Raw genomic sequence first — 21288 nt, forward strand, 5'->3', positions numbered from 1 at the left:
TTTCCCACCCGATGCAAACGCGGTTTTCCCACAGCGTTTTCAGACGGCCGCAAGCATGGCCGCCGTATTTTCAGACGGCCTTTTCCAACCATCTTCCGCACAGCCTGAAACCCTAACCGTGCCTGTCGCACCGGCAGGCACCGTTAGCGTTTTAGACTGGCGGATGTTCCAACGAAAGGAATCCTTATGTTTGACAAACACGTCAAAACCTTCCAATACGGCCAGCACACCGTAACCCTCGAAACCGGCGAAATCGCCCGCCAAGCCGCTGCTGCGGTGAAAGTGGCTATGGGCGATACCGTGGTTTTGGTGGCCGTTACCGCCAACAAGGAAGTCAAAGCCGGTCAGGACTTCTTCCCGCTGACCGTCGATTATCTCGAGCGCACCTACGCCGCAGGCAAAATCCCCGGCGGCTTCTTCAAACGCGAAGGCAAGCAGAGCGAAAAAGAAATCCTCACCAGCCGCCTGATCGACCGCCCCATCCGCCCGCTGTTCCCCGAAGGTTTCTACCACGACATCCAAGTTGTGGCAATGGTGGTGTCCGTCGATCCCGAAATCGATTCCGACATCCCCGCGATGATCGGCGCGTCTGCCGCGCTGGTATTGAGCGGCGTGCCCTTTGCCGGCCCCATCGGCGCGGCGCGCGTGGGCTATCTGGACGGCGGCTATGTACTCAACCCGACCAAAACCCAGCTGGAAAAATCGCAGCTGGATTTGGTGGTGGCCGGTACCGCGCAGGCCGTCTTAATGGTGGAATCCGAAGCCGACATCCTGTCCGAAGACGTGATGCTCGGCGCAGTGGTTTACGGTCACGAGCAGATGCAGGCCGTGATTAAAGCCATCAACGAGCTGGCCGACGAAGTGAACCCCGAAGTGTGGGACTGGAAAGCGCCCGAGCCGAACGTCGAGCTGGTGGCCAAAGTCAAAGAAATCGCCGGCGACACCATTGCCGAAGCCTTCAAAATCCGCTCGAAACAGGCGCGCGGGGCGAAAATTGCCGAAGCGTGGGCTGCCGTTCAGGCTGCCTTAATCAGCGAAGACACCGACACCCTTGCCGCCAACGAAATCAAAGGCATCTTCAAACATCTGGAAGCCGACGTCGTGCGCAGCCAAATCCTGAACGGCCAGCCGCGCATCGACGGCCGCGACACCCGCACCGTGCGCCCCATCAACATCCAAACCGGCGTGCTGCCGCGCACCCACGGCTCGGCGCTGTTTACACGCGGCGAAACCCAGGCGCTGGCCGTCGCCACCCTCGGCACGTCGCGCGACGAGCAAATCATCGACGCATTGAGCGGCGAATATACCGACCGCTTTATGCTGCACTACAACTTTCCACCCTATTCCACCGGCGAATGCGGCCGCATGGGTGCGCCCAAACGCCGCGAGATCGGCCACGGCCGCCTGGCCAAACGCGCACTGTTGGCCGTGCTGCCCTCGCCGGAAGAGTTCAGCTACACCATGCGCGTGGTCTCCGAAATCACCGAGTCCAACGGCTCGTCTTCCATGGCTTCCGTCTGCGGCGGCTGCCTGAGCCTGCTGTCTGCCGGCGTGCCGCTGAAAGCCCATGTGGCCGGTATCGCCATGGGTCTGATTTTGGAAGGCAACAAATTCGCCGTGCTCACCGACATCCTGGGCGACGAAGACCACCTCGGCGACATGGACTTCAAAGTGGCCGGTACCACCGACGGCGTAACCGCCCTGCAAATGGACATCAAAATTCAGGGCATCACCAAAGAAATCATGCAGATCGCGCTGGCACAGGCCAAAGAAGCCCGCCTGCACATCCTCGGCCAGATGAAAGAAGCGGTACAGGGCCCGCAGGAACTGTCGCAGCACGCCCCGCGCCTGTTTACCATGAAAATCAACCCCGACAAAATCCGCGACGTCATCGGCAAAGGCGGCGAAACCATCCGCGCCATCACCGCCGAAACCGGTACCGAAATCAACATCGCCGACGACGGCACCATCACCATCGCCGCCGTCAGCGCCGATTCGGTGGAAGCGGCGAAAAAACGCATCGAAGACATCACTGCCGAAGTGGAAGTGGGCAAAGTGTACGACGGCGTCGTGGTGAAAATCCTCGACAACAACGTCGGCGCCATTGTCGACGTCCTGCCCGGCAAAGGCGGGCTGGTACACGTCAGCCAAATCGCCCACGAGCGCGTGAAAGAAGTCGGCGACTACCTGAAAGTCGGCCAAACCGTGAAAGTGAAAGCGTTGGAAGTAGATGACCGCGGCCGCGTGCGCCTGTCCATCAAAGCCCTGTTGGAAGAACCCGCCGCCGAATAAGCCGCATGGTTTCAGATTCTGAAAACCAAGCAAAACCGCACCTGCGAAGGTGCGGTTTTTTGTTGTCTGAAACAGTGAGGCCGTCTGAAAAGCCGAAAACCGGTTTTTCAGACGGCCTCAATACGGTTCGACACAGCCGATAGGGGGCAGTTCGGGCATACACTTCCTGTTTTCAATAACGAAAAGCGGCCTGACGCACAGGCAAAAAGACTTTCAGACGGCCTGCACGCCGCAGCCCTTCCAACCGGGTTCCATGTCTTTACAACAACACTCCGCCGCTCAGACAACTTTCGTTCCAAGCCCCCGCAAAGCGCCATTGCAGCCGCACGTTTTCACCCTGCCAGACGCAGGCGGCGGCAAAACCGGGCAGGATGGCCGTGACACCGTGCCAACCGCCCTGTCCTGCGGCGTACAGACCGCAAATCTCCAAGCCGCAAAAGCGGTATCCCACCCCCGCCATATCGGCCGGAAAGCCGAGCCCGGCTGCTTTGAGCAAAGCTTCCTTAACACACCACAAGCGGTAGAAATCTTCGGCCTGCCAATGGCGTCGCTGCAAATAGCCGTATTCGGCCTCCGAGCACACCCAAGCGGCCAAGGCGCGGAAATCGCGGCGGCGCAATGCTTCCAAATCGACGCCCGCACGGATATCCGCTTCGCCACACAAGACGGCGGCGCAGCCTTTGCTGTGGCTGAGCGACAAAACGGGGGCGTCGGCCTGCTGTTTGAGCACGCGGCTGACCTGCCAATCGCGGCGTCCGGCAAGCGTGGGAGAGCGGCGCAGGCGTTCGGTATCGGCAGGGCTTAAAGTGATGCCGCCGTATGCGACGGCCAGTTCGGGCGTACCCAAAAAGCAGGTGAGGGTCGGCATGGTTTTTCAGGGATAAGGCCGTCTGAAAGCGAAGATTCACAAAGTTAAAACAGGCATGGGGTTTCAGACAGCATCAATCGGTTTACAGACAAAATCGGGGGAGGCAAGGCAGAGAGCGACGATTTTTTTCAGGTTTGGTTTGTAGGGCATATTGACAATCAACACATCCTAGGGCTGTTGACATTCAGCTTGCGAAGCAGTTTTTTGAGGAAAAATTCGTGTTTGCAAGGAAAAAAGCGCAGCAAGGTTGGACACCTTGCAAGCATTTTTGACGCAGCAGGCGCGGATTTTTACCAAAAATACCGCCGCAAGGCTGATTGTCAACAGACCCTAGGCCGACAAATCATCGTGGCGGGCGTCGCAGTCTTCGGGATAGAAAAACAGAGACGAGACTTGCGGGTAAGGCACATGGCAGTCGAAAGCGGCCGGTTTCTTCATCGTCGTATTTCCATCAGTCATTTGGCGGCCTGACCCGATTCATTCTTCGCGGGTCATGGGTTTCCTTAAATGAAACAGATGGATTGGAAGCAGTCGGAGGTTCGGGTTCAGACGGCCTTTACATGTCGTTATTGAGGCCGTCTGAACCTTTGCACCCCCTCCCAACAACGTCATTCCCGCGCGGGCGGATTGGCAAAGATTGGATCCCAAAAGCGGATTCAGCGCGATATTTCGGAGAACGGCGGCAGCAGTGCGCCCGCGCCGCCGGCGGGTCGGGCTTCGGTGATAAAGCACAGCAGGCGGCCGTCCTCTATGGCAGGCAGCAGGTCGGCGGCGCGGTAGGGCAGGACGATGTCGCCGTCGAGGATTTCGATTTGGCTTGCGCCGTCCAACTGTTTTTTCAGACGGCCATAGGCGGCGGGGTCGGTTTGGTGCAGGCCGGTAAGGGCGTAGATTTTTCCGGCAGGATGTCGGGCTTGGGCAAACAGGGCGGCGAATGCGTCGGCATTTGCGTCTGCCAGCAGTTTGGCAAACGCCGCCGACTGCGCGGATTCGCTTTCCGAGGCCTCGCCGGTGAGACGGCTTTCAAGGCGTTTGCTGTCAGGCAATACGGCGGGCAGGGTCTGCGCGGCGGCGTTTGCGGCGGGCGGAACAGACGGCATACCCGCGTCCTGCGTGCAGGCGGCGAGGGCGGTCAGGGGCAGCAGCCATGCGCCTGCACGGAATAATTTTTTGCCGGATTTTCTGTTCATCGGTCTCTCCAAAAATAGCTCACTATAAAAACGGAAGGCCGTCTGAAAGCACGACAGTAGTACTTTCAGACGGCCTCTGTCATTTGCCGTGCAGGAAGCGGGGGACGGCTTCCCAGTCTGCGGCCATGATGAGTGGGACGGCTTCGAGGGATTTGGCGATGGCGCGGTCGATGAGTTCGCGCTCGGCGGCGGAGGGTTTGTTGAGGACGTAGCCGACGACGAGGTTGCGCTCGCCCGGGTGGCCGATGCCCAGGCGCAGGCGGTAGAAATCGGGGGTGCCGAGTTTGGCCTGGATGTCTTTGAGGCCGTTGTGGCCGCCGTTGCCGCCGCCGAGTTTGAAGCGGATGCTGCCGCAGGGGATGTCGAGTTCGTCGTGGACGGCGAGAATTTCTTCGGCTTTGATTTTGTAAAACTGCGCCAGCGCGCCGACGGCTTTGCCGGAAAGGTTCATATAAGTGTCGGGCTTGATCAGCCACACTTCGCCTTCGGGGCGGGTGACGCGGGCGATGTGGCCGGAGAATTTTTTTTCGTGTTTCCACACGGCTTTCCACTGCCAGGCTAGTTCGTCGAGAAACCAGAAGCCGGCGTTGTGGCGGGTGTGTTCGTATTCGCTACCGGGGTTGCCGAGGCCGGCGATGAGTCGGATGGTCATGGTTTTTTCGCTTTTTTGTCGGCCGCGTTTTCGGCCGCACGGCGGCGGCGGGCGGTTTTGGGGTCGATAAGGAGGGGGCGGTAGAGTTCGACGCGGTCGCCGTTTTGCAGGACGGTGTCGTCTTTGGTTTGTCTGCCGAAGATGCCGAGGGGGGCGGTGAGGTCGGCATGGGGGAAGGCGGCGGCGAGGCCGCTGTTTGAGACGGCCTGCCGCGCGGTGGTGCCTGCGGGAACGGTCAGGCATTGCAGGAATTGTCTGTCCGCCTCGCCGTAGGCGATTTCTATGGTGATGTCAGCCATGGCGTCTGCCCGCTTCGGCCACGAAGGCTTCGACGAGTTTGCCCGCAAGGTGGCCGAACACGGGGCTGATGATGGCGGCAAGCAGGGAGTTGGCGAAGTCGTATTCGAGTTTGAAGGCGATGCGGCAGCAGTCGCCGCCGAGGTCTTCAAACCGCCACGAGCCGCGCAGGGTTTTGAAGGGGCCTTCGAGCAGATCCATGCGGATTTCGCGGCCGGGGATGTTGTGGTTGCGGGTGGCGAAGGATTGCTTTACGCCTTTGTAGTCCATGTACAGGCGGGCTTCAAGCTGGTTTTCCGAACGCGAAAGAACCTCTGTTTTTCCGTACCAGGGAAGGAACTGCGGGTAGTCTTCGACTTTGTCGACGAGGTCGAACATCTGCTCTGCGCTGTGGGGGACGAGGACGTTTTTTTCTACGGTTTTCATGCGGGGAGGCCGGACGGAAAAAGCGGGATTATAGCGGGAATAAAAATGCCGGGCGCGGGTATTGCGGTTTGATGGCGCGGTGTGTCCGACAGGCCGTCTGAAAAATTGCCGGGGCGGGTTTCAGACGGCCTTATTTCTTCATCAGAAAGCCGATCAGCAGTTCTTTGAACAGGAAGCCGAACACGCCGAGGCCGAGGACGAAGAAGAGGATGAACATGCCGAATTTGCCGGCGTTGGATTTTTTGCCGAGGTCGTAAACGATGAAGCCGAGGAAGATAACGAGGACGGTGAGGCAGATACGCATTGCCCAGGCGGTGAATTCCGCTTCGCTCATGGTGTTTTTTCCTTGTTTGATGTGTTTTGTAAGAAGAATTTTGTTTTTTTTCAGACGGCCTTTTGGTGTTTGAGGCCGTCTGAAACGGCGGTTTAGCGGTTCATCGCCTGTTCGAGATCGGCAATCAGGTCGCCGGCGTCTTCGAGGCCGACGGAGAGGCGCAGCAGGCCGTCGGTGATGCCCGCTTCCAGTTTGGCTTCGGGGCTCATGCGGCCGTGGGTGGTTGTCCACGGGTGGGTGATGGTGGAGTGCACGTCGCCGAGGTTGGCGGTTTTGGAGAAGATTTGCACATTGTCAAGCAGCTTCCATGCTGCCTCCTGCCCGCCCTTCACTTCAAACGCCAGCACGATGCCGCCCGCTTTTTGCTGTTTTTCCACCAAATCCGCCTGCGGGTGGTCGGCGAAACCGGAGTGGAAAACGCGCGTGATTTGCGGCTGATCGCGCAGCCAGGCGGCGATTTTGTCGGCGTTGGCACACTGCTGCGCGATACGCAGCGGCAGGGTTTCCACGCCGCTTAGCAGCACCCAGGCATGAAAGGGCGACATGGACATGCCGCAGGCGTTCATATACGTCTGCACCTGCTGCATCAGCTCTTTGCGGCCGACAACAACGCCGCCCTGCACGCGGCCGTGGCCGTCGATGGCTTTGGTGGCCGAGTGCACGGACAAGTCCGCGCCGAATTTTAAGGGCTGCTGCAAAACGGGGGTGAGGAAGGTATTGTCCACCACCAAAAGCGCACCCGCCGCTTTGGCGATCGCGGCGAGTTTTTCGAGGTCTGCCACTTCGTTGAGCGGGTTGGACGGGGTTTCCAAAAAGAGCATTTTGGTGTTGGGACGCACGGCTTCCTGCCAGGCGGCGGGATCGGTTTGCGGCACGAAGCTGATTTCGATGCCGAAGCGGGCGATGTGGTTGGTGAGCAGACCCATGGTGGTGCCGAACAGGCTGCGGCTGCATATCAGGTGGTCGCCCGCGCTGAGGAAGGTGAGGATGGCGGCGTTGATGGCGGCCATGCCGGTGGCGGTGGCGACGGCGGCTTCGCCCTCTTCGAGCAGAGCGATGCGGCGGGCGAAGGCGGCAGTGGTGGGGTTGGCGGTGCGGCTGTAGGTGTAGCCCTGTTTTTCGCCTTTGAAAAGGGCGGCGCCGTCGGCGGCGCTGTCGAACATAAAGCTGCTGGTAAGGAAAAGCGCTTGGTTGTGTTCGTTGAAATGGGTTTGCTCTTTCGCGCCGCGGATGGCGAGGGTTTGCGGGTGGAGGGATTTTTCCATGGGGCTGTCCGTGTGTGAAATCGGGTAAAGGCGGCATTCTGCGCCTGTTTGCGGGGGCTTTCAAGGCAGAGGCCGTCTGAAAGCGGGGTTTCAACGAAGTGAAAAACGGGTTTCAGAAACATCATTCCCGCGTTTATGCCCCGAAGGGGTATAGGCGGGAGCGGCCTATCCTTTCAGACGGCCTATCCTTCCAGCCGTCCGTCGGTCATTGTGAGCACGCGGTCGAAACGGGCGGCGAGTTGGTCGTCGTGGGTGACGACGACAAGGGCGGTGTCCAGCTCCGCTTTCAAATCCAGCATCATGTCGAGGACGTTTTGCGCGTTTTTGCGGTCGAGGTTGCCGGTGGGCTCGTCGGCCAAGAGGCAGGCGGGTTCGGTGACGAGGGCGCGGGCGATGGCGGCACGCTGGCGCTCGCCGCCGGAGAGCTCGCCTGGGCGGTGCTGCACGCGCTCTTTGAGCCCGGCTTTTTCCAGCATGGCAAGGGCGCGGCTGCGTGCTTCGTCTTTGGGCGTTTTGCCGATGAGGAGCGGCATCATCACGTTTTCCAACGCGGAGAATTCGGGCAAAAGGTGGTGGAACTGGTAGACAAAACCGAGACGGCGGTTGCGCAGCGCGCTCAAATCTTTCTGACTCATTTGCGCCAAATCGTTGCCGAGCAGGGAAACTCGGCCGGAGGTAGGTTTGTCCAGCCCGCCCAAGATGTGCAGCAGGGTGGATTTGCCGCTGCCCGACGAGCCGATGATGCTGATGCTTTGCCCTTTGTCCACCTGCAAATCGAGATTGTCGAGCACCTGCACGTCCAAAACGCCGTCGTTGTAGCTTTTGCAGACGGCCTCACAGGCCAATACGGGATTATTCATAGCGCAGCGCCTCCGCAGGTTCGGTTTTGGCCGCCCGCCAGCTCGGATAGAGCGTCACCAGAAGGGACAGGCCGATGGAGATGGAAACGATGGTGGCAACGTCGCTCCACACGATGTGCGAGGGCAGATAGTCGAGGAAATACACTTGCGATTCGATGAGTTTGCGCCCCATCAGACCTTCCGCCCATTTGAGGATGGCGCCGATATTGGCCGCCAGCAGCAGGCCGAACACCGTGCCGAACGCCGTGCCGATCAGCCCCAAGAGCGCGCCCTGCACAAAAAAGATTTTCATGATGCCCGAGGGCGGCAGACCCTGCGTGCGCAGGATGGCGATGGCCGACTGCTTTTCGGTAACGGTCATAATCAGGGTGGAAATCAGGTTGATGGAGGCGACGAGGCTGATGAAGAACATAATCACAAACAGCATTTTCTTTTCCAGCTCGACGGCGTTGAAATAGGATTGGTTGCTGAACGTCCAGTCTCGCACCCAAACCTTGTCCTGTTCGCCCGCGGGCAGCAGGGAGGCGGCCACGGCGGGGGCGTTCTGCGGATCGGCGAGTTTCAGGCGCAATCCGGCAAAACCGCTCTCGAGGCGGTAGAGCGTCTGCGCGTCGTCGATATGGGTGAGCGCCAGCGCGTTGTCGAGCTCGTAGATACCGGTTTTCACCGTGCCCACCAGATTAAACTGCTTCAAACGCGGCACCATGCCTGCGGGCGTAACGTTGCCCTCCGGCGTAATCACGGTGACCTTGCCGCCCGTTTCCACGCCCAGCGCTTCGGCCAAACCGCTGCCGAGGATGATGTCGAACTCACCCGGGCGCAGGCTCTCGAAGCCGCCCGAAGGCATATCCCGCCAATAATCGACCACTTGTTTTTCTTCGGCGGGATCGATGCCGCGTATCTGCACGCCGCGCACTTCGCCGTTGTTGGCCAAGAGCGCCTGATCGGCGATATAGGGCGCCGATCCGACCACGTTTTTATTGCCCGCCACCAGCTTGCGCAAATCCTGCCAGCTGCCCGCGCCCGCGTCGTAAAAACCGATTTCCGCATGGGGCGCGACGCTGAAAAGCTGGCTGCGCACGTCCTTCTGAAAGCCGTTTACCACCGAAATCACCGTAATCAGCGCCATCACGCCGATGGCGATGCCGACGATTGAAATGATGCCGATAAACGACATAAAACCGCTGCGCTTCTTCGCCCGAAGATAGCGCAGCCCGATCCACGTTTCCAGTGAAATCATGGCGTCCTACCGTCAAAATAAAAGGCGGCATTGTACCGTAAAGGCCGTCTGAAAGCGCGGTTTCAGACGGCCTTTGCCGTTTGGGCTATAATCGCGCCTTTTTTGCTAGACCGAATAAAAATGTCCAACAAACCCAAATCCGAACACGAAAACAACAAGCTGCACAAACGCCTGCGCCATGCCGTGGGCGACGCGATCAACGATTTCAACATGATCGAGCCGGGCGATAAAATCATGGTCTGCCTCTCCGGCGGCAAAGACAGCTACGCCCTCTTAGACATCCTACGCCATTTGCAGGCCTCCGCCCCAATCGATTTCGAGCTGGTTGCCGTCAACCTCGACCAAAAACAGCCCGGGTTCCCCGAAGAAGTTTTGCCCACTTATCTCGAAAGCATCGGCGTACCCTACAAAATCGTCGAAGAAGACACCTATTCCACCGTCAAACGCGTGCTCGACGAAGGCAAAACCACCTGTTCGCTGTGCAGCCGCCTGCGCCGCGGCATCCTCTACCGCACCGCCAAAGAGCTCGGCTGCACCAAAATCGCCCTCGGCCACCACCGCGACGACATCATCGCCACGCTGTTTTTAAACATGTTTTACGGCGGCAAACTCAAAGCCATGCCGCCGAAACTCGTTTCCGACAACGGCGAACACATCGTTATCCGCCCGCTGGCCTATGTGAAGGAAAAAGACCTCATCCGCTACGCCGAAATCAAGCAGTTCCCCATCATCCCGTGCAACCTCTGCGGCTCGCAGCCCAATTTGCAGCGGCAAATCATCGGCGACATGCTGCGCGACTGGGACAAACGCTTCCCCGGCCGCATCGAAAGCATGTTCTCCGCATTGCGAAACGTCGTCCCCTCGCATCTGGCCGACACCGATCTTTTCGATTTTGCAGGCTTGCAGTGCGGGCAAAACCTGAAACACGGCGGCGATTTGGCTTTCGACAGCGAAACCCTGCCCGAGAGCTTTTCAGACGGCCGCGACAACGACGAAGTGAAAATCGCCCAACCGCGCAAAGTGTTCAACATCCTCGACAACCGCAAATAGCGGCAAACAGAGCAAAGGCCGTCTGAAAACACTTTTCAGACGGCCTTTACAGTTGGAAAACCGCTGAAAGTGGCCGTCTGAAAAAACCTGCTTCGCAGGTTTTTTCAGACGGCCTTTCCTATCCGCCGCAACAGACGCTTACAGCCGCTGGCGCATCTGCTCGAACAGGCAGACCGTGGCGGCCATCGCCACGTTGAGCGATTCGGTTGCGCCCGCCATCGGGATAACGACCGAGCCGGCGGCGGCGCGGCGCGCTTCGTCGGACACGCCGCTGCCTTCGTTGCCGAACAGCCAGCCGCACGGGCGGCGCAGGTCGAAGGCGTAGAGGCTTTGTGCGCCGGGGTTGAGGGCGGTTACGCGCAGCGGTTCGCGGTAGCGCGGCAGCCATTGCGCCAGCTCGGTGTCGGGATAAAGGCCGAGCAGGAAATGCGCGCCCATTGCCGCGCGCAGGACTTTTGGCGACCAGACGTCGGCGCAGTCGCGGCCGAGCACCACGTTTTTCACGCCCGCCGCCGCCGCGCTGCGCAGGATGGTGCCGATATTGCCGGGATCTTGGATGCGTTCGAGGACGACGCAGTCGCCGCTCTGCGGCGGGGCGGCGGTTTCGGGGATTTCGACCAGGCTGAGGATGCCGCCGCCGTCGGAGAGGGCGGAGGCTTTGGCCAGCAGGCGATCTTCCACGGCGGCGGTGTTTTCGGGCGGCAGGCGTGAGAGCAGGCTTTGTGTTTCGGGGGTGTGCAGGCGGCTTTGCGCGATGAAGACTTGTTGCGGCTGCGCGCCGGTTTGCAGCAGCGCGTCAAGCAGGTGCGCGCCTTCGAGTACGGTTTGGCGGCATTCGCGGCGGTATTTGGCCGACACGCCGAGTTTGGCAAGGTGTTTGAGCCGGGTGTTGTGCGGGGAGAGGATTTGTTTCATGGGTGTTTGTTTTGGAACGGTGTTTTGACTGTGTTGCGACTTCGTTTTCACTTCGTTGAAGCGACGCTTTCAGACGGCCTGTTCTTGGCGGGTGCGGAGTGAAGGGAGAGGCCGTCTGAAAAAGTGTTTTCAGACGGCCTTTTGCCTGCGCGGGGCTTATTCCTCTGCTTCTTCCGCGCCCTTGTTTTCCGCTTCGTTTTCAAGCGCGCCGGTGTCGGCATCACTCTCGTCTTCGGCAGCGGTGTCTTCCGGCTCTTCCGCTACCCGCTCGAGGCTGACCAGTTGCTCGCCTTCGTCCAGATTAATCAGGCGCACGCCTGCTGCGGCGCGGCCGGTTTCGCGGATTTGTTCGACTTTGGTGCGGATGAGGACGCCGCCGCTGGTAATCAGCATCAGGTCGTCGGTTTCGCCAACCAAGGTTGCGGCGACCAAATCGCCGTTGCGCTCGCCGGTGTTGATGGCGATATTGCCTTGTCCGCCTTTGTTTTTGCGGCTGTAATCGGCAATCGGGGTACGTTTGCCGTAACCGTTGGCGGTGGCGGTCAGCACTTGCAAATCGCTTTGTGCGGCTTCTGGTGCAAAGGTAATCAGGCTGACGATTTTGCCGTCGGCAGGCAGGCGCATACCGCGCAGGCCACCGCTGCCGCGACCGGACGGACGCACGCCGTGTTTGCCGCTTGGCAGGGCATTTTCGTTGTCAGCGGTTTCGTCTTCGAGGTCGTCTGAAATTTCGGTTTCGATGTCGGCATCTTCTGCTTCGTCGTTACCGGATTTTTCCCAGTATTCGTTGAAACGGATGGCTTTGCCCAAGTTGGAGAACAGCATGATGTCGTCCGAGCCGCTGGTTTGGGCGGCGCCGACGAGGTAGTCGCCTTCTTTGAGCGCGATGGCTTTGATGCCTTGGCTGCGGACGTTTTTGAAGGCGGAAAGCTGGACTTTTTTCACCATGCCTTGTGCAGTGGCGAAGAAGACATATTGGTCTTCGGGGAATTCACGCACGGCGAGGATGGCGCTGACTTTTTCGCCTTCTTCCAACTGGATAACGTTGTTAATCGGACGGCCGCGGCTGTTGCGTCCGCCTTCAGGCAGTTTGTAAACCTTAATCCAGTGGCACTTACCGAAGTTGGTGAAACACATCAAATAGTCATGTGTGTTTGCAACGAACAAGGTTTCGATGAAGTCTTCGTCTTTAGTCGCCGCCGCCTGTTTGCCGCGCCCGCCGCGACGCTGCGCCTGATAGTCGGTGGTCGGCTGGGTTTTGATATAGCCGCCGTGGGTCAGGGTAACGACCATTTCGCGTTGCGGAATCAGGTCTTCATCAGCAATGTCGCCGCCGAACGGGTTGATTTCGCTGCGGCGTTCGTCGCCGAAATTGGTTTTGGTTTCTTCCAACTCTTCACGAATGATTTGGGTGATGCGTTCAGGCTTCGCCAAAATGTCCAAAAAGTCGATGATTTTTGCCATGATGTTTTTGTAGTCCCCGACGATTTCTTCTTGGTCGAGGCCGGTCAGGTTGCGCAGGCTCATGCGCAGGATGGCGTCTGCCTGAATTTCGCTCAGGTAATAGCCTTGTTCCTGCAAGCCGAGGTTGGCGGGCAGACCTTCGGGGCGCGCCATGCGCAGGTCGAGGTCGGTACGGCTCAGCATATCTTCCACCAAACCGCTGCGCCATGCGCGGGACAGCAGTTTTTCTTTGGCTTCAGGTGCGTCGGCAGATTCTTTAATCAATCGAATCATCTCGTCGATATTGGACAGGGCGACGGCTTTACCTTCGGCGATATGGCCTTCATGACGCGCTTTTTTCAGGCGGAACAGGGTGCGGCGGGTAACGACTTCGCGACGGTGGCGCAGGAATTCCGCCAAAATCTGTTTCAGGTTCAACAGGCGCGGCTGACCGTCAACCAAGGCAACCATATTGATGCCGAAGCTGTCTTGAAGCTGGGTGAGTTTGTAGAGTTGGTTTAAAACGACTTCGGCGTTTTCGTTACGTTTCAATTCGATAACGACGCGCATACCGGATTTGTCGGATTCGTCGCGCAGGTCGGATACGCCTTCCAACGTTTTTTCGCGCACCAGTTCGCCGATTTTTTCCACCAGCTTGGCTTTGTTCACCTGATACGGGATTTCGTCGATGATGATGGCTTCGCGTTCGCCGTTTTTGCCTATGGGTTCGATATGGGTTTTACCGCGCATAACGACGCGGCCGCGGCCGGTTTTATAGCCTTCGCGCACGCCGCTCAAGCCGTAGATGGTTGCGCCGGTCGGGAAATCGGGGGCTTGCAGGATGTTGATCAATTCGTCGATTTCGGTTTCGGGTTCGTCCAAAAGACGCAGACAGGCGTTGATGGTGTCGGTGAGGTTGTGCGGTGGGATGTTGGTCGCCATACCGACGGCGATACCGGACGAGCCGTTGACCAACAGCGCGGGGAAGCGGGTCGGCAACACCAGCGGCTCGTGTTCGCTGCCGTCGTAGTTCGGACCGAAATTGACGGTTTCTTCTTCGATGTCTGCCAGCATTTCGTGGGCGATTTTCGCCATGCGGATTTCGGTATAACGCATGGCCGCGGCGCCGTCGCCGTCAACCGAGCCGAAGTTGCCCTGACCGTCAATTAAGACGTAGCGCATCGAGAAATCCTGCGCCATGCGCACGATGGTGTAGTAAACCGCTAAATCGCCGTGCGGATGGTATTTACCGATGACATCGCCGACGATACGCGCCGATTTTTTGTAGGCGGCGTTCCAGTTGTTTTTCAGCTCGTGCATGGCGTAAAGCACGCGGCGGTGCACCGGCTTGAGGCCGTCGCGCACATCGGGCAGCGCGCGCCCGACAATCACGCTCATCGCGTAATCGAGATAGCTTTTGCGCATCTCGTCTTCAAGGCTGACGGGCAGGGTTTCGAGGGCAAACTTGTGGTCGTGGCGGATGGTATCGTCGGTCATGGCGTGGGGAATGGGAGACAAAAATAACGCGCGATTTTAACACAAAAGGCTTTGAGGCCGTCTGAAAGCGGTTTTCGCACTTTCAGACGGCCTCTGTTTCCGCTGCGGCCTCAGTGCCAAAAATCGCGGATGTCCGCCGCCGCTTCTTCTCCGAAGCGTGCGGACTCGACATAGGCCGCGATTTTCGCCGCCGTTTCCTCCGCACTCTGCAAACCGCCGTCCTCTTTCAGCGCGGCAAAACGCGGCCGCATGGGGAAATCGGCCTCGTCGGCGGCGCGGATTTCGCCCTGCATGGCGGTATCGACCACGCCGGGGGCGAGGCAGGCGATGCGTACGTTTTCGTGTCCTTCCGCCGCCACGCAGCGGGCGTGGTGGTCGAGCGCGGCTTTGGTCGCGCCGTATACGCTCCAACCCGGATAGTTTTTGCGCCCCGCGCCGCTGCCGATGTGCAGGATGTCCAGCGGCACACGCGCAGGCCGCGCCGCCAGAGCCGCATTGGCCAGCAGCAGCGGCGCAGTTACGTTTAAAGCCACGGCAGACAGGGTTTCAGACGGCCTCTGCCGCCCCAGCAAGGCATTGGGCGACACCGTGCCCGCGTTGTTCGCCAGCAGGATGCTACCCGCGTCTGCCAAAAAATCACGCAAGAGGCCGCTTGAAAGCCAAGCCGCCAGAGCCGCGCCGTCGGCCAAATCGATCCGCACCTGCCGCAGCTTGGGCGAAACCATGTCCGCCCTGCCCCGCGCCAAGCCCAAAACCTGCCAACCGCGTTGCAGATACAGTTCCGCCAACGCCCGCCCCAGCCCGCGCGTGTGGCCGGTGATGATGAGTTTCTTCATAAAAAAACACCCCTTTGAAATGGCTATATAATGCGCGCCATTTTACCTGCGGACACCCAACCATGCCCAAACACATCCTGCTCGGCGTCAGCGGCGGCATCGCCGCCTACAAATCCTGCGAACTCGTGCGCCTATTAAAAAAACAGGGACACGAAGTGAGCGTCGCCATGAGCCGCGCCGCCGCCGAGTTCGTCTCCCCGCTCACCTTCCAAGCCCTCAGCGGCAACCCCGTTTTGAGCGAAACGCACGACGGCGCAGCGGCCGACGGCATGGCGCACATTCGCCTCACCCGCGCGGCCGACGCCTTCCTCATCGCCCCCGCCACCGCCAACACCCTCGCCAAAATCGCCAACGGCATTGCCGACAACCTGCTCACCAACCTCGCCGCCGCCCGCAAATGCCCGCTGGCCGTCGCCCCCGCGATGAACGTGGAAATGTGGCGCAATCCGGCCAACCAACGCAATATCGCGCAGCTCGTTTCAGACGGCCTCACCGTCTTCCCGCCCGATGCGGGCGATCTGGCCTGCGGCGAAACGGGCGAAGGCCGCATGGCCGAACCTGCCGCGTTGGCCGACCTGCTGGCCGATTTGTGGACGCCCAAAACCCTGCGCGGCAAAAAAGTGCTCGTCACCGCCGGAGCAACCTTTGAAGCCATCGACCCCGTGCGCGGCATCACCAATCTGTCCAGCGGCCAAATGGGCGCCGAACTCGCCCGCGCCTGCCGCGCCGCCGGTGCACAGGTCACTTTGATACACGGCCAGATGCAGGCCGCCCTGCCCGCCGGTCTGCACGAAACCGTGTCCGCCGTCAGCGCACAGGCGATGTACGAGGCCGTGATGGCGCGCGCGGCAGACAGCGACATATTCGTCGCCGTGGCCGCCGTGGCCGACTACAAAGTGAAAAACGCCGCCGCGCACAAAATCAAAAAAGACGGCAGCGGCGCGCCGCCCGTGATCGAACTCGAAGAAAATCCCGACATCCTCGTCGCCGCCGCCGCCCTGCCGCATCCGCCCTTCTGCGTCGGCTTCGCCGCCGAGAGCCGCAATATTCTGGAATACGCCCGCGCCAAGCGCGTGAAAAAAAACATCCCGCTGATTGTCGCCAACGACGTGGCTGTGGCGATGGGCAAGGCGGGCAACCAAATCACCCTCATCGACGCCGCCCGCGAAACCGCCCTGCCCCACTGCGGCAAAGCCGAAGCCGCCGCCGCCATCGTCGGCCGCATCGCCGAAATGACGGCAGAGGCCGTCTGAAAGCGCGGCTTCAACGAAGTGAAAAGCAAAAGGCTGCCTGAAACCCGTTTTCAGACGGCCTTTCTGCCCCGCAAAGGTAAAAAACCGCCCCGCTTGAATAAGACGGTTTATCATTGCCGCCCTTTTTCCCTAGGGCGCGTTGACATTCAACTTTTAAAGCGGATTTTGCGGCATAAAATGGCAGATACAAGGCGAAAACGCGAGCCAATGCCGTCCATTGGCGAGTGTTTTCAACGCGGCAGATGCCGTTTTAGGACGTAAAAGCCACCAAAATGTTGATTGTCAACACGCCCAAACACAGCAAGGCCGCTCCCGCCTACGCGGGAATGACGTTTCCGAACCCCGCGTTCAGACGACCTCAAACAGAACCGTATCATCATGCACACATCCCCGCTCATCCTCGCCCAAACGCAAAAATGGCAGACCGAACTGGCCGCCTCGCCTCTGTGGCTGCTGCAAACCCTCGCCGGCGTGCTGCTGGCCGCCGCCCTCGCCGCCCTCCTGCTCGGCCGCACCCGCTTCGGCCGCGAGTTCTGGCAGGTGCTCAAACCCTGCCTGAGCAGACGCGGCACGCTGGCGGCGGCGGCCGTCGTCGTCCTGATGATCGTGCTGCTGCTCACCGAAGTGCGGCTTTACGTTCTCAACACCTTTTTATACAGCAGCGCATACAGCGCCATGCAGGACAGGCTGGCCGCCGTGTTCTGGACGGCCGTGTTCATGAACGCCGCCGTGATGCTCATCCGCTCGGTCAACCTCATCATCAACGACTTTCTCGACCAGGCGCTGGCCATCAAATGGGCAGAACAACTCAACCGCGTGCTTACCCGCCGCTGGCTGGCCGGCAAAACCTACCACCGCCTGCAAATGCGCCGCGACGCGCCCGACAACATCGACCAGCGTATCCAGATGGACGCCCAGGAATTCATCGTTTCCACCATCACCTTCCTGCGCGGCATGCTCAATTCCGTGATTTCCACCATAGAATTCACCATCGTTCTATGGGGCTTGGCGGGCATGCTGCCCGTGTTCGGCATCGAAATCCCGCACGGCATCGTCTTTCTCGTCTACATCGCCATCCTCGCCGCCACCGCGCTGGCCATGTGGATAGGCCGCCCGCTCATCCGCTCGAATTACGAAAACGAACACCTCAACGGCGACTACCGCTACTCCCTCGTGCGCATCCGCGACCACTCCGAAAGCATCGCCTTCTACAACGGCGAATGGCGCGAACGGCAGCAGCTTGGCGAACGCTTCCGCGCCATCATCGCCAACCGCTGGCGCATCGCCCGCCAAAGCGTCACCCTCAGCGGCTTCAACGACGTTTTCAGCCAAATCATGCAGCTTCTGCCCCTGATGCTGCAGGCGCCGCGCCTGTTCGCCGGACACATCAAAATCGGCGACGTGCAGCAAACCGTCCAATCCTTCGCCCGCCTGCAAAAATCCATGTCCTTCTTCCGCAACTTCTACAAAGACTTCACCGTCTACCGCGCCCGCCTCGAACGTATCGCCGGCTTTATGGACAGCATGGACGACAAACGCCCCGCACACCAACCCGACACCGAAACCCTTTCAGACGGCCTCATCCTCGACGGCCTCACCCTGCTGCGCCACAACGGCGACGCCCTGCTCTCCGACGTCAGCCTCGCCGCCCGCCCCGGCGACGCCGTCCTCATCCGCGGCCCCAGCGGCTGCGGCAAAACCTCCCTCCTGCGCGCCCTCGCCGGACTCTGGCCTTTCGGCAGCAGCGGCCGCATCGCCCGCCCGCCGAAAGAGAGCATCATGTTCGTGCCGCAAAAAGCCTATATGCCGCAGGGCAGCCTCCTGCAATCCGTCTGCTACCCCGCGCCGCAGGCAGGCCGCGCCGACGTTGCCGCCGCCCTCGAAACCTGCCGCCTCACCCACCTCGTCCCCCTGCTCGACAAGGAAGACAACTGGCAGCAACGCCTCTCCCCCGGCGAGCAGCAACGCATCGCCTTCGCCCGCGTCCTCCTCGCCCGCCCCGCCGCCATCCTCCTCGACGAAGCCACCTCCGCGCTGGACGAGCCCACCGAAGCCCACCTCTACACCACCCTGCGCCGCAGCCTGCCCGAGAGCATCATCGTCAGCATCGGCCACCGCAACACCCTCGAAGCCTTCCACAACCTGTCGCTCTACGTCGGCGGCGGCTGTCCCGACGAACCGGCACCAGAGGCCGTCTGAAAGCGCAGCTCCAACGAAGTTAAAACACAGTCCCGCCCTTTTTTCAGACGGCCTTTAAGGCCGTCTGAAAGCCACCGTCAAGCCGAAACCGCGAAAGGAAAACCCGTGAAACCCGCCCTCGCCGCCCTCGCCGCCCTCGCACTCACCGCCCTACTCCTCCCCGCCGCCGCCCGCGCCGCCGACGGCTTCGAGACCGAACGGCTCGAACGATCCTGCGCCCTGCAACGCGAATCCCTGCTGCGCGAACGCAACGGCACACCCGCCTGCGACGCGCTCAAACGCGCCAAAACGGCCAAGGCCAAACGGCAGGCCGAAGCGTCCGACAGGCCGTCTGAAAAAAGCAGACGCGGCGGTTCGCGCAAGAAACCGCGCTGACACGCAGCACGGGTTTCAGAAACGTCATTCCCGCGCAGGCGGGAACGGCCTCCGTGCTAAAATCTGCCGCTTCCACATACCGCATTCCGCACACCGCAAAGGAACACAACATGGCAGGCAACACTTTCGGACAACTCTTCACCGTAACCACTTTCGGCGAGAGCCACGGCGCGGGCTTGGGCTGCATCATCGACGGCTGCCCGCCCAATCTCGCATTAAGCGAAGCCGACATCCAGGCCGACCTCGACCGGCGCAAACCCGGCACCAGCCGCCACGTTACCCAGCGGCGCGAAGCCGACCAGGTGGAAATCGTCTCGGGCGTGTTTGAGGGAAAAACCACCGGCACGCCCATCATGCTGCTTATCCGCAACACCGACCAGCGCAGCAAAGACTACGGCAACATCGCCGAACAGTTCCGCCCCGGCCACGCCGATTACACCTATTGGCACAAATACGGCATCCGCGACTATCGCGGCGGCGGCCGCTCCTCCGCTCGCGAAACCGCCGCGCGCGTGGCGGCAGGTGCGGTGGCGAAAAAATGGCTGCGCGAGCAGTTTGGCACGCACATCACCGCCTACGTTACCCAAGTCGGCGAAAAAGAAATCGCCTTTGAAGGCTACGAATTTATCGCGCAAAACCCGTTTTTCGCCGCCAACCAATCGCAAATCGCCGATTTGGAACGCTATATGGACAGCGTACGCAAATCGCTGGATTCCGTTGGCGCGAAATTGAGCATCGAAGCGCGTAATGTGCCGGTGGGCTTGGGCGAACCGGTGTTCGACCGCCTCGATGCCGACATCGCCCACGCCATGATGGGTATCAACGCCGTGAAAGGCGTGGAAATCGGCGACGGCTTCGACGCGGTGGCGCAGCGCGGCAGCGTGCACGGCGACGAGCTGACGCCGCAGGGATTTTTGTCCAACCATGCGGGCGGCATCCTAGGCGGCATCAGCACCGGGCAGGACATTCGCGTCAACATCGCCATCAAGCCCACCAGCTCCATCGCCACGCCGCGCCGCAGCATCGACATCCACGGCAACGCGGTGGAAATCGCCACCCACGGCCGCCACGACCCCTGCGTCGGCCTGCGTGCCGCGCCGATTGCCGAAGCCATGCTTGCGCTGGTACTCATCGACCACGCCCTGCGCCAGCGGGCGCAAAATGCCGACGTGAGCGTGGATACACCCGACATCGCGCGGCGTTAGAGATTAGAGGCCGTCTGAAAACCTTTTCAGGCGGTCTTTTCTTGTCCCCCGCCGCCGAAGAAATTAATATCCCGCCTTTCTTTCCACCTCACGAAAGCCCAATATGAACAACGATCTCATCTGCTACAAACAAATGCCCGTGTGGAGTGCCGACACCGTACCGCCCGCCTTCCTCGCCCGCCACAACACGCAGGAAGGCACATGGGGCAAACTGCGCGTCTTGTCAGGCCGTCTGAAATTCTACGAACTGGACGAAGCGGACAATGTGTTGTCCGCCGTCGAAATTACCCCCGAAAGCGGCGTGCACACCATCGAGCCGCAGCAGTGGCACAAAATCGAACCTTTGGGCGGCGATTTGTCGGTGCAGCTCGAATTTCATTGCGACAAGGCCGACTATTTCCGCAAAAAATACGGCATGACCGCCACCCACTCCGCCGTGAAAGCCGCCGCCGCGCACGTTCCGCCCGGCAAAGCGCTGGACTTGGGCTGCGGCCAGGGGCGCAACGCGCTGTATCTCGCCCTCAAAGGCTTCGACGTCACCGCCGTCGACCAAAACCCCAACCCGCTCTACGCGCTCTCCGACATGGCGGCACAGGAAAACCTGCCCGTGCTGGCGGCGGGCTACGATATCAACGCCGCCGCCCTCGACGAGCCTTACGACTTTATCGTCGCTACCGTCGTATTCATGTTCCTGCGCCCCGACCGCGTCCCCGCCGTGATTGCCAACATGCAGGAGCACACCGCACGCGGCGGCTACAACCTCATCGTCTCGGCGATGGACACCGCCGACTACCCCTGCCCCATGCCCTTTCCCTTCAAATTCCGCGAAAACGAGTTGCGCGAATATTACGCAGGCTGGGAGCTGGTCGAATACAAGGAAGAACCCGGCGCCATGCACGCCACCGACGACGCGGGCAACCCGATACGCTTCAAATTCGTCACCATGCTGGCGAAAAAGCCCGAATAAGGCCGCCGGCAAAAGGCCGTCTGAAAGCACGTTTTCCCGTTTTCAGACGGCCTTTTGCTTTTCACCGCGCTTTCAGACGGCCGCAAGCGCATCAGGCCGTCTGAACAGAAACACCCCGCCCGTT

General features: G+C 60.3%; 19 protein-coding genes. 7 read left to right on the plus strand and 12 right to left on the minus strand.

Going from position 1 to position 21288, the window contains the following annotated elements; all coding sequences use genetic code 11:
* The first annotated feature begins 186 nt into the window (after positions 1–186).
* Positions 187–2292, plus strand: a complete 2106-nt coding sequence (gene pnp, locus ACG2K1_RS06850; RefSeq protein ID WP_395428571.1) for a polyribonucleotide nucleotidyltransferase — start codon at positions 187–189, stop codon at positions 2290–2292.
* Between the two features lie 259 nt (positions 2293–2551).
* On the opposite strand, the gene ACG2K1_RS06855 is transcribed toward pnp, so the two are convergent.
* From ACG2K1_RS06855 to ACG2K1_RS06895, 9 genes are all read right to left on the minus strand, one after another.
* On the minus strand, positions 2552–3160 hold the full coding sequence (locus ACG2K1_RS06855) for a 4'-phosphopantetheinyl transferase family protein (protein WP_395428572.1): 609 nt from the start codon (positions 3158–3160) through the stop codon (positions 2552–2554).
* A 656-nt stretch (positions 3161–3816) separates the two neighbouring features.
* Positions 3817–4350, minus strand: coding sequence for a hypothetical protein (locus tag ACG2K1_RS06860; RefSeq protein WP_395428573.1), 534 nt, complete (start codon positions 4348–4350; stop codon positions 3817–3819).
* A 79-nt stretch (positions 4351–4429) separates the two neighbouring features.
* Positions 4430–5002, minus strand: a complete 573-nt coding sequence (gene pth / locus ACG2K1_RS06865) for an aminoacyl-tRNA hydrolase (protein WP_009426333.1) — start codon at positions 5000–5002, stop codon at positions 4430–4432.
* Positions 4999–5301 (minus strand): RnfH family protein, encoded by a 303-nt coding sequence (locus tag ACG2K1_RS06870; RefSeq protein ID WP_009426332.1) that lies wholly within the window; start codon positions 5299–5301, stop codon positions 4999–5001. Before ACG2K1_RS06870 ends, pth begins: the two co-directional genes overlap by 4 nt.
* Positions 5294–5725 carry a type II toxin-antitoxin system RatA family toxin gene (locus tag ACG2K1_RS06875; RefSeq protein WP_395428574.1) on the minus strand — a complete coding sequence of 144 codons (432 nt, stop codon included), beginning with the start codon at positions 5723–5725 and terminating at the stop codon, positions 5294–5296. The genes ACG2K1_RS06870 and ACG2K1_RS06875 overlap by 8 nt, the downstream gene beginning before the upstream one ends.
* 130 nt (positions 5726–5855) lie before the next feature.
* Complete coding sequence (locus tag ACG2K1_RS06880; protein WP_009426330.1) at positions 5856–6059, minus strand: DUF2788 domain-containing protein; 204 nt, start codon at positions 6057–6059, stop codon at positions 5856–5858.
* 92 nt (positions 6060–6151) lie between these two features.
* Positions 6152–7324: an O-succinylhomoserine sulfhydrylase gene (gene metZ, locus ACG2K1_RS06885; RefSeq protein WP_094031183.1), complete on the minus strand. Its 1173-nt coding sequence runs from the start codon at positions 7322–7324 to the stop codon at positions 6152–6154.
* Positions 7325–7506: 182 nt separating this feature from the next.
* Positions 7507–8184, minus strand: a complete 678-nt coding sequence (lolD, locus tag ACG2K1_RS06890; RefSeq protein ID WP_009426328.1) for a lipoprotein-releasing ABC transporter ATP-binding protein LolD — start codon at positions 8182–8184, stop codon at positions 7507–7509.
* Positions 8177–9424, minus strand: a complete 1248-nt coding sequence (locus ACG2K1_RS06895; RefSeq protein WP_395428575.1) for a lipoprotein-releasing ABC transporter permease subunit — start codon at positions 9422–9424, stop codon at positions 8177–8179. Before ACG2K1_RS06895 ends, lolD begins: the two co-directional genes overlap by 8 nt.
* Positions 9425–9544: 120 nt before the next feature.
* Between ACG2K1_RS06895 and ttcA the strand changes: the two genes are divergently transcribed.
* Complete coding sequence (gene ttcA, locus ACG2K1_RS06900; protein WP_395428576.1) at positions 9545–10474, plus strand: tRNA 2-thiocytidine(32) synthetase TtcA; 930 nt, start codon at positions 9545–9547, stop codon at positions 10472–10474.
* A gap of 138 nt (positions 10475–10612) precedes the next feature.
* Here the strand turns inward: ttcA and ACG2K1_RS06905 are convergent, their stop codons facing one another.
* The 3 genes from ACG2K1_RS06905 to ACG2K1_RS06915 form a co-directional block, all read right to left on the minus strand.
* Positions 10613–11389 carry a TrmH family RNA methyltransferase gene (locus tag ACG2K1_RS06905; RefSeq protein WP_395428577.1) on the minus strand — a complete coding sequence of 259 codons (777 nt, stop codon included), beginning with the start codon at positions 11387–11389 and terminating at the stop codon, positions 10613–10615.
* A 156-nt stretch (positions 11390–11545) separates the two neighbouring features.
* Positions 11546–14329, minus strand: a complete 2784-nt coding sequence (gyrA, locus tag ACG2K1_RS06910) for a DNA gyrase subunit A (RefSeq protein WP_395428673.1) — start codon at positions 14327–14329, stop codon at positions 11546–11548.
* Between the two features lie 110 nt (positions 14330–14439).
* The gene (locus ACG2K1_RS06915) at positions 14440–15165 is read right to left on the minus strand and encodes an SDR family NAD(P)-dependent oxidoreductase (RefSeq protein ID WP_395428578.1); all 726 of its coding nucleotides are present in this window, start codon (positions 15163–15165) and stop codon (positions 14440–14442) included.
* A gap of 62 nt (positions 15166–15227) precedes the next feature.
* Between ACG2K1_RS06915 and coaBC the strand changes: the two genes are divergently transcribed.
* The 5 genes from coaBC to tehB all read left to right on the plus strand — a co-directional run bounded on the left by coaBC (position 15228) and on the right by tehB (position 21164).
* Positions 15228–16418, plus strand: a complete 1191-nt coding sequence (gene coaBC / locus ACG2K1_RS06920) for a bifunctional phosphopantothenoylcysteine decarboxylase/phosphopantothenate--cysteine ligase CoaBC (protein WP_395428579.1) — start codon at positions 15228–15230, stop codon at positions 16416–16418.
* Positions 16419–16796: 378 nt separating this feature from the next.
* On the plus strand, positions 16797–18617 hold the full coding sequence (locus tag ACG2K1_RS06925; RefSeq protein ID WP_395428580.1) for an ABC transporter ATP-binding protein/permease: 1821 nt from the start codon (positions 16797–16799) through the stop codon (positions 18615–18617).
* Positions 18618–18722: 105 nt separating this feature from the next.
* Positions 18723–18992 carry a hypothetical protein gene (locus tag ACG2K1_RS06930; RefSeq protein WP_395428581.1) on the plus strand — a complete coding sequence of 90 codons (270 nt, stop codon included), beginning with the start codon at positions 18723–18725 and terminating at the stop codon, positions 18990–18992.
* Between the two features lie 110 nt (positions 18993–19102).
* A complete protein-coding gene (aroC, locus tag ACG2K1_RS06935) occupies positions 19103–20197 on the plus strand; it encodes a chorismate synthase (RefSeq protein WP_009425219.1) in 1095 nt (364 codons plus the stop codon).
* Positions 20198–20300: 103 nt separating this feature from the next.
* Positions 20301–21164 (plus strand): SAM-dependent methyltransferase TehB, encoded by an 864-nt coding sequence (tehB, locus tag ACG2K1_RS06940; protein WP_395428582.1) that lies wholly within the window; start codon positions 20301–20303, stop codon positions 21162–21164.
* The last annotated feature ends 124 nt before the right edge of the window (positions 21165–21288 follow it).

It is taken from the genome of Neisseria sp. 23W00296 (assembly GCF_044772855.1).
GTDB lineage: Bacteria > Pseudomonadota > Gammaproteobacteria > Burkholderiales > Neisseriaceae > Neisseria.

Excerpts from the sequence above, each read along its gene's own strand:
- pnp (WP_395428571.1), top strand. The coding sequence starts at position 187 with ATGTTTGACAAACACGTCAAAACCTTCCAATACGGCCAGCACACCGTA.
- ACG2K1_RS06855 (WP_395428572.1), bottom strand. The coding sequence starts at position 3,160 with ATGCCGACCCTCACCTGCTTTTTGGGTACGCCCGAACTGGCCGTCGCA.
- ACG2K1_RS06860 (WP_395428573.1), bottom strand. The coding sequence starts at position 4,350 with ATGAACAGAAAATCCGGCAAAAAATTATTCCGTGCAGGCGCATGGCTG.
- pth (WP_009426333.1), bottom strand. The coding sequence starts at position 5,002 with ATGACCATCCGACTCATCGCCGGCCTCGGCAACCCCGGTAGCGAATAC.
- ACG2K1_RS06870 (WP_009426332.1), bottom strand. The coding sequence starts at position 5,301 with ATGGCTGACATCACCATAGAAATCGCCTACGGCGAGGCGGACAGACAA.
- ACG2K1_RS06875 (WP_395428574.1), bottom strand. The coding sequence starts at position 5,725 with ATGAAAACCGTAGAAAAAAACGTCCTCGTCCCCCACAGCGCAGAGCAG.
- ACG2K1_RS06880 (WP_009426330.1), bottom strand. The coding sequence starts at position 6,059 with ATGAGCGAAGCGGAATTCACCGCCTGGGCAATGCGTATCTGCCTCACC.
- metZ (WP_094031183.1), bottom strand. The coding sequence starts at position 7,324 with ATGGAAAAATCCCTCCACCCGCAAACCCTCGCCATCCGCGGCGCGAAA.
- lolD (WP_009426328.1), bottom strand. The coding sequence starts at position 8,184 with ATGAATAATCCCGTATTGGCCTGTGAGGCCGTCTGCAAAAGCTACAAC.
- ACG2K1_RS06895 (WP_395428575.1), bottom strand. The coding sequence starts at position 9,424 with ATGATTTCACTGGAAACGTGGATCGGGCTGCGCTATCTTCGGGCGAAG.
- ttcA (WP_395428576.1), top strand. The coding sequence starts at position 9,545 with ATGTCCAACAAACCCAAATCCGAACACGAAAACAACAAGCTGCACAAA.
- ACG2K1_RS06905 (WP_395428577.1), bottom strand. The coding sequence starts at position 11,389 with ATGAAACAAATCCTCTCCCCGCACAACACCCGGCTCAAACACCTTGCC.
- gyrA (WP_395428673.1), bottom strand. The coding sequence starts at position 14,329 with ATGACCGACGATACCATCCGCCACGACCACAAGTTTGCCCTCGAAACC.
- ACG2K1_RS06915 (WP_395428578.1), bottom strand. The coding sequence starts at position 15,165 with ATGAAGAAACTCATCATCACCGGCCACACGCGCGGGCTGGGGCGGGCG.
- coaBC (WP_395428579.1), top strand. The coding sequence starts at position 15,228 with ATGCCCAAACACATCCTGCTCGGCGTCAGCGGCGGCATCGCCGCCTAC.
- ACG2K1_RS06925 (WP_395428580.1), top strand. The coding sequence starts at position 16,797 with ATGCACACATCCCCGCTCATCCTCGCCCAAACGCAAAAATGGCAGACC.
- aroC (WP_009425219.1), top strand. The coding sequence starts at position 19,103 with ATGGCAGGCAACACTTTCGGACAACTCTTCACCGTAACCACTTTCGGC.
- tehB (WP_395428582.1), top strand. The coding sequence starts at position 20,301 with ATGAACAACGATCTCATCTGCTACAAACAAATGCCCGTGTGGAGTGCC.